10 protein-coding genes are annotated in these 13,595 nt (G+C 65.4%); 7 read left to right on the top strand and 3 right to left on the bottom strand.

Features of this window, described 5'->3' with window-relative positions; genetic code table 11:
• The first annotated feature begins 237 nt into the window (after positions 1–237).
• Positions 238–1,200, top strand: coding sequence for a thioredoxin-disulfide reductase (gene trxB, locus IAE38_RS13475; RefSeq protein WP_201163755.1), 963 nt, complete (start codon positions 238–240; stop codon positions 1,198–1,200).
• 33 nt (positions 1,201–1,233) lie between these two features.
• Here the strand turns inward: trxB and nadC are convergent, their stop codons facing one another.
• A complete protein-coding gene (gene nadC / locus IAE38_RS13470; protein ID WP_201217973.1) occupies positions 1,234–2,082 on the bottom strand; it encodes a carboxylating nicotinate-nucleotide diphosphorylase in 849 nt (282 codons plus the stop codon).
• A 239-nt stretch (positions 2,083–2,321) separates the two neighbouring features.
• On the opposite strand from nadC, the gene IAE38_RS13465 reads away from it, so the two are divergent.
• The 3 genes from IAE38_RS13465 to ampE all read left to right on the top strand — a co-directional run bounded on the left by IAE38_RS13465 (position 2,322) and on the right by ampE (position 5,932).
• Positions 2,322–4,448: a DUF1631 domain-containing protein gene (locus IAE38_RS13465; protein ID WP_201217971.1), complete on the top strand. Its 2,127-nt coding sequence runs from the start codon at positions 2,322–2,324 to the stop codon at positions 4,446–4,448.
• 84 nt (positions 4,449–4,532) lie between these two features.
• Positions 4,533–5,105: a 1,6-anhydro-N-acetylmuramyl-L-alanine amidase AmpD gene (gene ampD, locus IAE38_RS13460; RefSeq protein ID WP_201217969.1), complete on the top strand. Its 573-nt coding sequence runs from the start codon at positions 4,533–4,535 to the stop codon at positions 5,103–5,105.
• Complete coding sequence (gene ampE / locus IAE38_RS13455; RefSeq protein ID WP_201217967.1) at positions 5,102–5,932, top strand: regulatory signaling modulator protein AmpE; 831 nt, start codon at positions 5,102–5,104, stop codon at positions 5,930–5,932. The genes ampD and ampE overlap by 4 nt, the downstream gene beginning before the upstream one ends.
• Before the next feature lie 25 nt (positions 5,933–5,957).
• Here the strand turns inward: ampE and IAE38_RS13450 are convergent, their stop codons facing one another.
• Positions 5,958–6,746, bottom strand: a complete 789-nt coding sequence (locus tag IAE38_RS13450) for a TatD family hydrolase (protein ID WP_201213817.1) — start codon at positions 6,744–6,746, stop codon at positions 5,958–5,960.
• Positions 6,747–6,748: 2 nt separating this feature from the next.
• A complete protein-coding gene (gene cra, locus IAE38_RS13445; RefSeq protein WP_201217965.1) occupies positions 6,749–7,744 on the bottom strand; it encodes a catabolite repressor/activator in 996 nt (331 codons plus the stop codon).
• A gap of 285 nt (positions 7,745–8,029) precedes the next feature.
• On the opposite strand from cra, the gene ptsP reads away from it, so the two are divergent.
• From ptsP to IAE38_RS13430, 3 genes are read left to right on the top strand one after another with little or no spacing between them, the layout of a single operon-like run.
• Complete coding sequence (gene ptsP, locus IAE38_RS13440; protein ID WP_201163760.1) at positions 8,030–10,882, top strand: phosphoenolpyruvate--protein phosphotransferase; 2,853 nt, start codon at positions 8,030–8,032, stop codon at positions 10,880–10,882.
• Positions 10,883–11,830: a 1-phosphofructokinase gene (pfkB, locus tag IAE38_RS13435; protein WP_201217963.1), complete on the top strand. Its 948-nt coding sequence runs from the start codon at positions 10,883–10,885 to the stop codon at positions 11,828–11,830.
• Entirely contained in the window at positions 11,827–13,563 is a 1,737-nt protein-coding gene (locus tag IAE38_RS13430) for a PTS fructose-like transporter subunit IIB (RefSeq protein ID WP_201217962.1), read from the top strand. The genes pfkB and IAE38_RS13430 overlap by 4 nt, the downstream gene beginning before the upstream one ends.
• The last annotated feature ends 32 nt before the right edge of the window (positions 13,564–13,595 follow it).

The following is a 13,595-nucleotide window of genomic DNA, read 5'->3' as shown; positions in this document are numbered from 1 at the left end:
AACCCGTAGACCACGGAAAGCTGGCAAATTCACCGTATAGACAATGGCTATGAGGTGGATTGTCGAAGGATATTTCCTTAATCTTTGCCACCTCGCTACAGTGCGCTCAACTTTCAGCTTTACGGGCCTGCGCGTCGTAGCCTTCCCCAAGGTGCTGCGCGGGCCCCTTTTATTTCCACAGCTGGCCGGGCCGGTCCATCATGGCCGGCCTCGCAGCCCGCTCGACAGGAGTTCGACATGTCCGAAGTACGTCATTCGCGCGTCATCATTCTGGGTTCCGGCCCTGCCGGTTACAGCGCAGCAGTGTATGCCGCCCGTGCCAACCTCAAGCCGCTGCTGATCACCGGCATGCAGGCCGGTGGCCAGCTGACCACCACGACTGAAGTCGACAACTGGCCGGGTGACCCCCACGGCTTGACTGGCCCGGCGCTGATGCAGCGCATGCAGGAGCACGCCGAGCGCTTCGAGACCGAAATCGTGTTCGACCACATCAACGCTGTCGATCTGGCCAACAAGCCGTTCACCCTCAAAGGTGACAGCGGCACCTACACCTGTGACGCCCTGATCGTTGCCACCGGTGCCAGTGCCCGCTACCTGGGTCTGCCTTCCGAAGAAGCGTTCATGGGCAAGGGCGTGTCGGCCTGCGCCACGTGCGACGGGTTCTTCTACCGCAACAAGCCGGTAGCCGTGGTAGGTGGTGGCAACACTGCCGTGGAAGAGGCGCTGTACCTGGCCAATATCGCCAGCAAGGTGACCCTGGTTCACCGCCGTGACACCTTCCGTGCCGAGAAGATTCTGGTCGACAAGCTGCACGCTCGCGTTGCCGAAGGCAAGATCGAGCTCAAGCTCAACGCCACGCTGGACGAAGTGCTGGGCGACAACATGGGTGTGACCGGTGCCCGCCTGAAGAACAACGACGGCAGCAGCGACGAGCTGAAGGTCGACGGTGTGTTCATCGCCATTGGCCACACCCCGAACACCTCGCTGTTCGAGGGCCAGTTGACCCTGAAGGACGGTTACCTGGTGGTCAGCGGTGGCCGCGAAGGCAATGCTACCGCCACCAACGTAGAAGGTGTGTTTGCCGCTGGCGACGTAGCCGACCACGTCTACCGTCAGGCGATCACGTCGGCGGGTGCAGGCTGCATGGCCGCGCTGGACGTCGAGCGTTACCTCGACGGCCTGGCCAACGCCGCCTTCTGACCTGGCAAGCCGGGGCCGCTTGGCGGCCCCGTGCTACAGGCTGAGGCGCATCGACAGGTCGACCGCCTTTACGTCCTTGGTCATTGCACCGATCGAAATATAGTCCACGCCCGTTTCGGCAATTTCCCGCAGGGTTTCCTCGCTGACCCCACCGCTGGCTTCCAGCTTCGCTTTGCCTGCAGTGATCCCCACCGCCTCGCGCATCTCGTCCAGGCTCAGCTCATCGAGCATGATGATGTCGGCGCCCGCCGCCAGCGCCTGGCGCAACTCGTCCAGGGTTTCTACCTCAATCTCCACCGGCTTGCCTGGGGCAATGCGGTGCGCGGCGGTTACCGCTTCGGCCACGCCACCACTGGCGGCAATGTGGTTCTCCTTGATCAGGAACGCGTCGTACAAGCCAATGCGATGGTTGTGGCAACCGCCGCAGGTGACTGCGTACTTCTGCGCCAGGCGCAGCCCCGGCAGCGTCTTGCGGGTGTCCAGCAGGCGCACCTGGGTGCCCTGCACCAGGTCGGCCAGCAGCCGGGCACGGGTAGCCACGCCGGACAGCATCTGCAGGAAGTTCAGGGCACTGCGTTCACCGCTGAGCAGCGACCGCGCCGGCCCCTCCAGGTGAAACAGCGGCTGGTTGGCCTGGGCACGGTCACCGTCGGCTACTTGCCAATGCACCGCAACGCGCGGGTCCAGTTGCCGGAATACCGCATCCACCCACGCAGTGCCAGCGATCACGCACGCCTCACGGGTGATGATGGTCGCTTTGGCCAGGCGCTCGGCCGGGATCAACTGCGCGGTGATGTCGCCACTGCCGATGTCCTCCAGCAACGCGCGGCGCACATTGGCTTCGATTTCAGCGGTCAGGTCGGCAAGGCGTAGGTTCGGCATGTTCGGCTCCACAAGCTAGATGCCGGCGATTATAGGGCAGGGCGCAGGTGTGTACAGCCGCATGGGCGACAACCTCTGGTCACGTGCAGGGAGTCATTTCTGATAAATGCAGGTCACTGTCCCTAGGAAAACGGTGCTGGCAGCAGTGGAATTTTTTGCTGATAATGGCGTCCGTTATTTGGCGTCATAGCTTTGACGATCAAGGGCCATGAACGGCCAGACCCTGCAAGGAGTACAGGATGCGCAAAGAGGGCAAGGTTGTGCCTCTGGCGGCAGCCAGCGATCAAGGACGACGCCCGCCGCTGGCCGGCCTGCCCGTGCTGTTGCTGCAGGTGCGTGACAAGGCCGCCTTGCAACTGCGCCAAGGCCTGCACGACCTGTTCGACAATGCCGACGACACGCTGTTCGAAATGGCAGACAAGGCGGCCGATCGCGGCGGCCAGCACCTGTACTTCGAAGCCATGCGCGACCTGCGCCTCAAGCGCAAGAGTATTGAACGCGGGGTCATAGACACCTTCCATGACCGCTTCGCCCGCCTGGGCGACAACGACCTGGTGGGTGGCTTGATGGTGCCTGCGCCCGTACGCCGTGCGGTTCATCCTCAACTCACCGCCACCATCGACGCCATGGTTGCCAGGGTCAATGCTCGCGACGCCACCGCGCTGCAGCACATGGGGCTACGCTTTCAGGCCCTGCTGGAGTGGCCCCTGCCTGAACAGCTCAACCCGCTGGCGCCTGCCGCCCTGTGTGGCTATTTCATCGATGCGGTCCGTAGCCTGGGCGTGGCAGCACGGGTGAAGGATGTGTTGCTCAAGCTGTTCGAGCGCTACGTGCTGCGTGATGCGGACGTCATCTATGACGAAGTCAACCGGTTGATGGCCGCCGCCGGGGTATTGAGCCATTTGCCGCCCAGCCCGCGCCGCCGTGCCGAGGACCGCCAGTTGCCAGTGCGCCAGCCGCTGGACGAAGGTGAAGGCGCGATAGCCGCCGATGCCTCCGGCCATTTGCTGTTCGACACCTTGCAGCCATTGCTGGCGCGATCGCGCGGGCTGTTTGCCCCGCGGTTGCAGGCCAACGGCAACGCGCAGCCCGTCGACACCGCCGACGTGCTGCGACTGCTGTCACACCTGCAGCATTACGTGCCAGGCCCAGAAGCCATCGACGAGTTCGAACTGGGGCAGCAGCTTGAGCAACTGCTGCTGAGGGTGAGCGTGCGCAGTGGTACGCGCCGGCGAATTCACCCGGCCGACGAAGACATGATCAACCTCATGGGCCGCGTGTTCACGTTTATCGGCTGCGATGAAAATCTCCCGCCTGTTCTTCGCTCGCTGCTCAAGCGCCTGCAAATTCCTCTGCTGAAGGTCGCGTTGCTGGACAAGAGCGTGCTAAGCCGGCCTGGCCACCCGGCCCGGCGCTTGCTCAACGAAATCGCCGCGGCCAGCCTGGGTTGCAACCACGACAAGAACGGCCTGGGTGGCACCCTGCAACTGCGAGTGGAGCGGATTGTGCAGCGCGTTCTCAACGACTTCGCTGAAGACCCGCGCCTGTTCGCCGAGCTGCTTGAAGAGTTCCTCGGCCAGAACCAGCACGAGCGGCGCCGTAACGAGCTGTTCGAGCAGCGCACGCGTGACGCCGAAGAGGGGCGAGTCCAGGCCCTCCAGGCCAGGCGGCAGGTTCAAGCGGTGCTGAACCAGCGCTTGCGCGGGCGTGTGCTGCCGCAGGGCGTGGTGCACATGCTGGTGCAGCACTGGAGCCAGGTGCTGATGCTGGCGTGGTTGAAACAGGGTGAGGCGTCGTGGGCCTGGCGCACGGCAGTACACACCCTGGACACGCTGCTTGCCAGCGTAACCCCGCCTTATGAACCCGAAGCGCTGGTGCAGCAGGTGCCCGCGCTTCTGAAAGCACTGCGTGAGGGCCTTGCCAGCGTGGCGACCGACTCGGCCACAACCCGCGACTTCTTCTTGCAGTTGGAACAGCTGCACCTGCGCGCTTGCGCCGGCGAACAACTGCCCTCGGAGGATGATGTTCTGGTTGCCCAAGACATCATGCTCGATGCGGCGCAAGAGGAAGGCGCCGTGATGCCTCGCGTGGCAAATGGCCCGCTGAGCCAGGTGAACGGTTTGCGTATCGGTACCTGGATTGAGGTGTTGGACGAACAGGAAGCCCAGCGCTGCAAGCTGGTAGCCCGCATCGATAGCCGCGACAGGTTGGTGTTCGCCAACCACGCCGGCATGAAAGTGCGCGAGTGGGACGTCGCCGGCCTGGGCCTGGGCCTGCAACAGGGCACCGTACGGGTGCTGGACGACGGACCCTTGTTCGACCGGGCGCTCGATGCGGTGATCAAAAGCCTGCATGACCTGAAGTAGGCCGCATTACAATCATTCACATGCCAATGGCGATGGCCGCAGGGCATACTGTGCCCCTGTCTGGCGCTTTTCAGGATCTGCCCCATGCAATTGGACCGTGCCAGTGGTTGGTTCCACGGAGACGGAATCACGCACTGCCCCTCGCCAAATTTCAATGCGCGCCCGCAGGGCGAGCCTATCTCCCTGCTGGTTATCCACAACATCAGCCTGCCACCTGCGTGCTTTGGAAGTGGCAAGGTGCAGCAGTTTTTCCAGAACCGGTTGGACCCGGATGAGCACCCGTACTTTGCAGGCATCTGCCACCTGACGGTATCCGCGCACCTGTTCATCGAACGTGACGGCGCCGTGACGCAGTTCGTGTCATTGTGCGACCGCGCCTGGCACGCCGGTGTGTCCAGCTTCGACGGGCGCGAAGGCTGCAACGACTTTTCCATCGGCATCGAGCTTGAAGGCACCGACGAGCTGCCCTACACCGATGCCCAGTACCGGGTACTGGAACAGGTGACCCGGCTTATCCGCAGCGCCTGGCCTGCCATTGGGGTGGATCGCATTACCGGCCACAGCGACATTGCCCCGCAGCGCAAGACCGACCCAGGCCCTGCATTCGACTGGTCGCGCTACCGCGAGGCGCTGCACTACGGCGAGGGCAAGGCATGAGTTTTCTGGTGTTGTTGATGGCGCTGTGGTTCGAGAAGTTTTCGGCCATGCGCCACGGGGTGCAGCGCGACGGCTTCTTCCTGGGCGAACTGGCGCGGCTTGAGCGCAGCGGCCAGCGGCAGCCAGGGTGGGTGTTGGCTACCGTGGTGCTGGCACCGGTCGCCTTGCTGGTGCTGCTACTGCACGTGCTAGAGCCGGTCGCCTATGGCCTGTTGGCCCTGCCTGTGCACCTGCTGGTACTCATCTACAGCCTGGGCCGTGGCGACGTCAAAGCGCCGCTGGGGTTGTTGCGTGATGCCTGGCGCCGGGGCGATGACCAGGCGGCGCTGCATGTGGCAGAGCGCGACCTTGGCCTGGTGGCCGACGGGCCGCGCAGCTTGATGGAGCGGGTGCAGAGCCAGTTGCTATGGCAGGTGTACCAAGGCTTTTTCGCCGTCATTTTCTGGTACTTCGTACTGGGCCCCGCCGCCGCGCTGGCCTATCGGCTGCTGGCGCTGTGCACCGAGCACAGCAGGCAACCTGCACTGCAAACCCGTGCAGAACAGCTGCGCCATATCATGGACTGGCTACCCGTGCGTGTGGTGGCGTTGAGCTTTGCCCTGGTGGGCAATTTTGTCGCGGTCACCCGGGTGATGCTCCATGAAGTACTGAACTGGCACATCAGCGCTGCGCACCTAGTTGCCCGCGTTGGGCGCATTGCTGACGATATCCCCGATGAAGAAGACACCGAACGTGGGCTCGGCCGGCTGGATAGCCTGTGGGAGCTGGTGCTGCGTTGTGGGGTGCTGTGGTATGCGGTGTTCGCGCTGTTGACCGTGCTGCTCTGAATTGCAGGTAGCGCTATACCCGGCGTTACTGCAACGCCTGCCAGCCGAATAGCTGGCAGGCATTGCGGGTGCTGGCATCGGCCAGCGCTTGCACCTCCACCCCCATCACCTCGGCCAACGCCTGGGCAATGTCTGGCAGGTGCTCCGGGCTGTTGCGCACGCCCGGGTGCATAACAGGGGCCATGTCGGGCGCGTCGGTTTCAAGTACCACGGCGTCCAACGGCAGCCTGGCCAGGGTCTTGCGCAGGCGCAGCGCCTGCGGCCAGGTGCCGGCACCGCCGAGCCCAAGGCGGAACCCCAGCTTGAGGTATTCGCGCGCTTCTTCGTAGCTGCCGGCAAACGCATGAATGATACCGGCCCGTGCCGGCCGGTAGCGCTTGAGGGTGGCGATCACCTGGGCATGGCTGCGGCGCACGTGCAGCAGGGCGGGGAGCTGGAAGTCGCAAGCCATTTGCAGCTGCGATTCGAACAGGTGTTGCTGCTGCGCCTTGTCCAGGTGCGGCAGGTAGTAGTCCAGGCCGAACTCACCTACCGCACACAGCCGAGGGTCGCCCTGCAGGCGCTCGAGCCACCCTCGCAGGTGCTCGAGGTCGGCTGGCCGATGCTGCTCAAGGTATACCGGGTGCAGCCCCAGCGCTGCGGGCAGGCGCGGGTCGGCGCAGGCCAGGTCCCACACCCGCTGGAAATTGGCCTGATACACCCCCAGTACCACCATCCTCGTTACGCCACGCGCCGTCGCGCGGGCCAGCAGGCCTGCGCGATCGGCATCGAAGTCGGGGAAGTCCAGGTGGGTGTGGGTATCGATCAGGCGCATGGTCAGGCCTGGGTGATGCGCTGCTTGAAGGTACGGCCAACCGCGTGTACCCCGGGCTGGTAGCGTTGTTCTTCGATAGCGGCCAATGCCAGCTCCAGCGCCGTCGCCGCAATCTGGCCGTGCTGCTGGGCCATGGCGTTGACCGGAAGCGGCAGGAAGTCCAGCAACTGGTTGTCGCCAAAGGTACCCAGTTGTAGCTGACGGGCCCCGGGCGGGCATGCCTGCAGGGTATCGAACACCCCCTGCAGCAGTACGTAGGACGTGGTGATCAAGGCGTCCGGCAGGCTACCCAGGTCATCGATGAGTTGCTGCATCAGTTGCTGGCCGCAGGCACGGCTGAACGCATCGCCCTGATAACGGCGCACTTCGCCGGTGTAACCCTGCAAGGCTTCATCAAAACCGCCGGCGCGGGCCTGGCTGACGGACAGTTCCGGGCGCGCGCCAATCAGCGCGATGCTGTTGGGCGATGCGCTCAGCAGGCTGGCTGCCAGCCGGCGGCTGGCATCGCGGTCATCACTGATCACCGAGCAGAAGTGTGCCGGATCCAGGCTACGGTCGATGGCGATCACCGGCAGGCCTTTGTCCTGCAGTTCGCGGTAGCTCTGGTCTTCGGGCGGCAGGCAACTGGCGACGAACAGGGCATCGCAACGCCGCGCCCGGAACAACTGCTGCAGTTGCCGTTCGCTGTCAGGCTGGTCGTCGCTGCTGGCAATGAGCAGTTGGTAGCCGCGGGCCCGGGCGCCTTGTTCCAGCTGCTTGGCGATCCGGGCGTAGCTGGGGTTTTCGAGGTCCGGCAGGATGAAGCCCAGGGTACGGGTATGCCGGCTGCGCAGCCCGGCCGCCTGGGGGTTGGGGGTAAAGCCATGGGCCTCCACCACCGCACGAACCCGTTCCACGGTCGTGTTGCTGATGCGCTGCTGTTCGGCCTTGCCATTGATGACGTAGCTGGCAGTGGTCACGGACACACCGGCCAGACGGGCGATATCGCTGAGTTTCACCGAATTTTCCTTGTTATTACCGGGGCTGGCTATAAGCGTTGGCCGGGCATTCTGCCTGGCGGGTGGCTTGCGGCGCAGACGACTATTGTCGCAATTGTCCGACAGGATGGGGCTTTTTCCTCGGAAGATTATCGAGTAACGTGGCCGCCTGGTCAGGTTAAACGTTTCAGCCTCCGAATTTTCTGCCTCGGCTGCCCTCTGTGCAAGGCTGTTGAGCTGGCCATTTCCGTGAATTTCACAACAATACTCCAGTACCCACCTCGGGAACTGCAAAAGGAGAAGGTCATGCTCGAGCTCGCCAGAGAGCAGATAGCCATGGGCCAGACGGCCCCAGACAAGGCGCACGCATTGCGCCTGCTGGCGGACCGGCTGGTTGCTGACGGGCTGGTCGCCGACGGTTACCTGCAAGGTTTGCAGGACCGCGAGGCGCAAGGCTCCACCTTCCTCGGCCAGGGGATCGCCATCCCCCATGGCACCCCGCAAACCCGCGATCTGGTGTTCGCCACCGGTGTGCGCCTGTTGCAGTTCCCCGAAGGTGTGGACTGGGGTGATGGCCAGAGGGTCTACCTGGCCATTGGCATTGCTGCCCGCTCCGACGAGCACCTGCGGCTGCTGCAACTGTTGACCCGCGCCCTGGGCGAAACCGACCTGGCCGAGGCGTTGCGCCGGGCCAGCACGGCCGACGCGCTGCTCAAGCTGCTGCAAGGCGCCCCTCAGGAACTGGCGCTGGACGCCCAATTGGTGGGCCTGAACCTGGCCGCTGAAGATTTCGACGAACTGGCCTGGCGCGGCGCTCGCCTGCTCCAGCGTGCCGAGTGCGTGGACAGCGGTTTTGCCGCCGTGCTGCAGCAGGCCGAGCCTCTGCCCCTGGGCGAAGGCCTGTGGTGGTTGCACAGCGAGCGCCAGGTCCGCCAGCCAGGCCTGGCCTTCGTGACCCCGCAGCAGCCGCTGCGTTACCGCGACCAGCCGCTCAACGGCCTGTTCTGCCTGGCCAGCCTGGGTGCGGCGCACCAGGCCCTGCTGGAACGCCTGTGCGAAGTGCTGATCGAAGGCCGTGGCCAGACGCTGTACCAGGCGACCAGCAGCCGGGCCGTGCTCCAGGTGTTGGGTGGCGAGGCGCCAGCAGACTGGCCCAGCGCGCGCATCGTGCTGGCCAACCCCCATGGCCTGCATGCCCGTCCGGCCAAGGTGCTAGCGCAGTTGGCCAAGGGCTTTGAAGGCGAGATCCGCGTACGCCTGGTCGACAGTGCCCAGCCCGCCGTGTCGGTGAAGAGCCTGAGCAAGCTGCTGAGCCTGGGCGCCCGCCGTGGGCAGGAACTGGAACTGGTGGCCGAGCCTGACATTGCTGCCGACGCCTTGCCGGTGCTGCTTGCCGCCATCGAACAGGGCCTGGGTGAAGACGTCGAGCCGCTGCCAACCAGCCCGGCCCCGGTAAGCACCCCGGCCCCAGAGGTGTTGCGGGCGCCCGCGCCGGGCAGCCGTGTGCAGGGCGTGGGCGCTGCGCCGGGCATCGCTTGCGGGCCAGCCCATGTGGTCACCGAACGCGCTTTCGACTACCCGCTGCGTGGCGAGTCGTGCAGCGCCGAGCGCCAGAAGCTGCGCGATGCCATTGCCAGTGTGAACACCGACTTGCAGGCGCTGGTGCAACGCAGCGAGGCGAGCATCGGCGAGATTTTTGTCACCCACCAGGAAATGCTCGCCGACCCGGCCCTGACCGATGACGTCGAACAGCGCCTGGGGCAGGGCGAGAGCGCCGCCGCTGCCTGGATGGCCGTGATCGAAGCCGCCGCCAGCCAGCAGGAGGCCCTGCATGATGCCTTGCTGGCCGAGCGTGCGGCCGACCTGCGCGACGTGGGCCGCCGGGTACTCGCCCAGCTGTGTGGCATAAAGGCACAGGCCGAGCCTGACCAGCCCTACGTGCTGGTGATGACCGAGGTCGGCCCGTCTGACGTCGCCCGCCTGGACCCGGCACGGGTCGCCGGTATCGTCACCGCTCAAGGGGGCGCCACCGCACACAGTGCCATCGTGGCCCGGGCCTTGGGCATTCCGGCAGTGGTGGGTGCAGGTGCCGCGATGCTGCTGCTGGAAAACGGCACGCCGCTGTTGCTGGATGGCCAGCGCGGCGTGGTCAATGTCGCCCCGCCGGCAGAAGACCTGCAGCGGGCATTGGCCGAGCGCGACCTGCGCGAGCAACGCCTGCAGGCGGCGTGGGAGAAACGCCTGGAACCTGCGGTCACCCGTGATGGCCACGCCATCGAAGTGTTCGCCAACATCGGCGAGAGCAGCGGCATCGCCAAGGTGGTCGACCAAGGCGCCGAAGGCGTGGGCTTGTTGCGTACCGAGCTGATTTTCATGGCCCACCCCCAGGCACCTGACGTCGCCACCCAGGAGGCTGAGTACCGCCGGGTGCTGGACGGCCTGGGCGGCCGCCCGCTGGTGGTGCGTACCCTGGACGTGGGCGGCGACAAGCCTTTGCCCTACTGGCCGATCGCTGCCGAAGAAAACCCCTTCCTGGGTGTGCGCGGGGTGCGCCTGACCCTGCAGCGCCCACAGGTGATGGAAGACCAGCTGCGCGCCCTGTTGCGTGCCGCCGACAACCGCCCGCTGCGCATCATGTTCCCCATGGTCGGCCAGGTGCATGAGTGGCGCGAGGCACGGGCCATGGTCGAGCGCCTGCGGGCGGAAATACCGGTGGCAGACCTGCAGCTGGGGATCATGGTCGAGGTGCCGTCGGCAGCGCTGCTGGCGCCGCAACTGGCCCGCGAAGTGGATTTCTTCAGCATCGGCACCAACGACCTGACCCAATACACCCTGGCCATCGACCGCGGCCACCCCAGCCTGTCGGCCCAGGCCGACGGCCTGCACCCGGCAGTGCTCAGCCTGATCGACATGACCGTACGCGCCGCCCATGCCCATGGCAAATGGGTAGGGGTATGCGGCGAACTGGCCGCCGACCCGCAAGCGGTTGCCGTGCTGCTGGGGCTGCAGGTGGACGAGCTGAGCGTCGCTTCGCGCAGCATCGCCGAGGTCAAGGCACTGGTGCGCCAGGCCGATTATTCGACGGCCCGCGCCCTGGCGCAGGAGGCCTTGCAACAAGACAGCGCCGCAGCGGTGCGTGCGCTGGTGGAGCGTTACTGAATGGCCAAGATACTGACCCTTACCCTGAACCCGGCACTGGATATCACCATTGGCCTGGACACCCTGCGCCCCGGGCACGTCAACCGCAGCCTCGCCCAGCAAAGCCACGCCGCCGGCAAGGGCCTGAATGTGGCGCAGGTGCTGGCCGACCTGGGGCACAGCGTAACTGTTGCCGGCTTCCTCGGGCAGGACAACCTGCAGGCTTTTGAAGCCCTGATCGACTGGCGCGGCTTTGCCGACTGCTTCGTGCGCGTGCCCGGTGAAACCCGCAGCAACCTCAAGTTGGTCGAAGCCGACGGCCGGGTTACCGACATCAACGGCCAAGGCCCTGAAATCGACGACGCCGCCCGCAGCGCCCTGTTGCGTCTGCTGCTGCAAGTGGCGCACGGCCATGATGCGGTGGTGGTCGCCGGCAGCCTGCCCCGTGGCGTAGACCCGCACTGGTTCCGGCAACTGCTCGACACGCTCAAGGCGCAGGGCCTGAAAGTGGCCCTGGACAGCAGCGGCGAGGCCCTGCGTGCAGGCCTGCAGAGCGCGCCATGGCTGGTTAAACCCAATACCGAAGAACTGGGCGAAGTGCTCGGCCTGGCCGTGGATGAGCCCGCGCAGCAGGGCGAAGCTGCCCAGCGCTTGCTGGCAACCGGTATCGAGCACGTGGTGGTGTCTGCCGGCGAGCAGGGCGTGCGCTGGTTCAGCCAAGGGACAACCCTGGCCGCTGTACCGCCCAAGGTGACGGTGGCAAGTACCGTCGGGGCCGGCGATTCACTGGTGGCGGGCATGGTGCACGGCCTGCTGCAGCATGAGGCCCCTGCCCGAACCTTGGCCCGGGCCACCGCCATCGCGGCCCAGGCCGTCACCCAGGTGGGCTTCGGCATCCGCGACCAGGCGCAACTGGCGCACCTGGAAGCCGGGGTGCAACTGACAGAACAACAAGAGGGTTGCCGATGAACATTGCCATTGTCACCGCCTGCCCCAACGGGCAGGTGTCGAGCGTGCTGAGTGCGCGGCTGCTGTCCGCCGCTGCCCAGCGCCGCGGCTGGAGCACCAGCGTCGAGGTGCAGGACACCGAGCACCCGGAGCGCCAGCTCAGCGCTGCACAGATCGCCGAGGCCGACTGGGTGCTGGTGGTCAGCACCGGATCTGTGGACCTGAGCCGCTTTGTGGGCAAGCGTGTCTACCAGAGTACGCCGTCCCAGGCCTTGGCCGACCGCGAAGGTTTTCTGGATGAAGCCGCCGCCAATGCCAGCCTGTTGGCTGCCGCTGCGCCCGAAACCGCGCTCGCCACCCATAGCGCCGTACGCATCGTGGCCGTCACCGCCTGCCCGACCGGCGTTGCGCATACCTTCATGGCAGCGGAGGCTTTGCAGCAGGCTGCGCAGCAGCTGGGCTACCAGCTTACGGTCGAGACCCAAGGTTCGGTGGGCGCGCGCAACCCGTTGTCTGCCGATGCCATCGCGGCGGCCGATGTAGTGCTGCTGGCCGCCGACATCGAAGTGCCCACGGCGCGGTTCGCCGGCAAGCGCATCTACCGCTGCGGTACCGGCATCGCCTTGAAGCAGGCGCGAGCCACCCTGGACAAGGCCTTGGCCGAGGCGAAAGTGGAAGGGGCTGCCGATGCGGCAGCTGCCGCCCCGGCCAAGGGCGAGAAAACCGGGGTGTACAAGCACCTGCTGACCGGTGTGTCCTTCATGCTGCCCATGGTGGTGGCGGGCGGCCTGCTGATTGCACTGTCGTTCGTGTTCGGCATCGAGGCATACAAGGAACCCGGTACCCTGCCTGCAGCTTTGATGCAGATCGGTGGCGAAGCCGCCTTCAAGTTGATGGTGCCGCTGTTGGCCGGTTACATCGCCTGGTCCATCGCCGACCGCCCCGGGCTGGCCCCCGGCATGATTGGCGGCCTGCTGGCCAGTACCCTGGGCGCAGGCTTTATCGGCGGTATCGTGGCGGGTTTCCTGGCCGGTTACAGCGCAAAAGCCATTGCCCGCTGGGCGCGGCTACCCACCAGCCTGGAAGCGCTCAAGCCAATCCTGATCATCCCGTTGCTGGCCAGCCTCTTCACTGGCCTGGTGATGATCTACGTAGTTGGCCAGCCGGTGGCGGCCATGCTCGAAGGCCTTACCCACTTCCTCGACAGCATGGGCACCACCAATGCCATCCTGTTGGGGCTACTGCTGGGCGGCATGATGTGCGTGGACCTGGGCGGGCCGATCAACAAGGCGGCCTACGCGTTTTCGGTCGGGCTGCTGGCTTCGTCCAGCTACGCACCCATGGCGGCCACCATGGCGGCGGGCATGGTGCCGCCGATTGGCCTGGGTATCGCCACCTTCCTGGCGCGTCGCAAGTTCGCGCAAAGCGAGCGGGAGGCGGGCAAGGCTGCATTGGCGCTGGGGTTGTGCTTTATCTCTGAAGGTGCGATTCCGTTCGCCGCCAAGGACCCGCTGCGGGTGATCCCCGCCAGCATTGCGGGCGGCGCGCTCACCGGGGCGTTGTCGATGTACTTTGGCTGCAAGCTGATGGCGCCCCACGGTGGCCTGTTCGTGTTGCTGATCCCCAATGCCATCAACCATGCCTTGCTTTATCTGCTGGCAATTGTGGCGGGTAGCCTGGTGACGGCAGTGATTTACGCGGTAATCAAGAAGAGCGAGCAGGTAGAACTGGCCGTGGCGCCCGCCAAAGGCTGACCCGTTCACTTTTCACCCATGCCCTGGGGCCA

Source organism: Pseudomonas sp. S32 (assembly GCF_016648095.1).
Classification (GTDB): domain Bacteria; phylum Pseudomonadota; class Gammaproteobacteria; order Pseudomonadales; family Pseudomonadaceae; genus Aquipseudomonas; species Aquipseudomonas parafulva.
The sequence above is the reverse complement of the archived record's forward strand: the minus strand, read 5'-3'. Positions and strand labels throughout refer to the sequence as shown.

Bases quoted from the DNA above. Each gene is read 5' to 3' on its own strand.
- trxB (WP_201163755.1), top strand. From the start codon at position 238: ATGTCCGAAGTACGTCATTCGCGCGTCATCATTCTGGGTTCCGGCCCT.
- nadC (WP_201217973.1), bottom strand. From the start codon at position 2,082: ATGCCGAACCTACGCCTTGCCGACCTGACCGCTGAAATCGAAGCCAAT.
- IAE38_RS13465 (WP_201217971.1), top strand. From the start codon at position 2,322: ATGCGCAAAGAGGGCAAGGTTGTGCCTCTGGCGGCAGCCAGCGATCAA.
- ampD (WP_201217969.1), top strand. From the start codon at position 4,533: ATGCAATTGGACCGTGCCAGTGGTTGGTTCCACGGAGACGGAATCACG.
- ampE (WP_201217967.1), top strand. From the start codon at position 5,102: ATGAGTTTTCTGGTGTTGTTGATGGCGCTGTGGTTCGAGAAGTTTTCG.
- IAE38_RS13450 (WP_201213817.1), bottom strand. From the start codon at position 6,746: ATGCGCCTGATCGATACCCACACCCACCTGGACTTCCCCGACTTCGAT.
- ptsP (WP_201163760.1), top strand. From the start codon at position 8,030: ATGCTCGAGCTCGCCAGAGAGCAGATAGCCATGGGCCAGACGGCCCCA.
- pfkB (WP_201217963.1), top strand. From the start codon at position 10,883: ATGGCCAAGATACTGACCCTTACCCTGAACCCGGCACTGGATATCACC.
- IAE38_RS13430 (WP_201217962.1), top strand. From the start codon at position 11,827: ATGAACATTGCCATTGTCACCGCCTGCCCCAACGGGCAGGTGTCGAGC.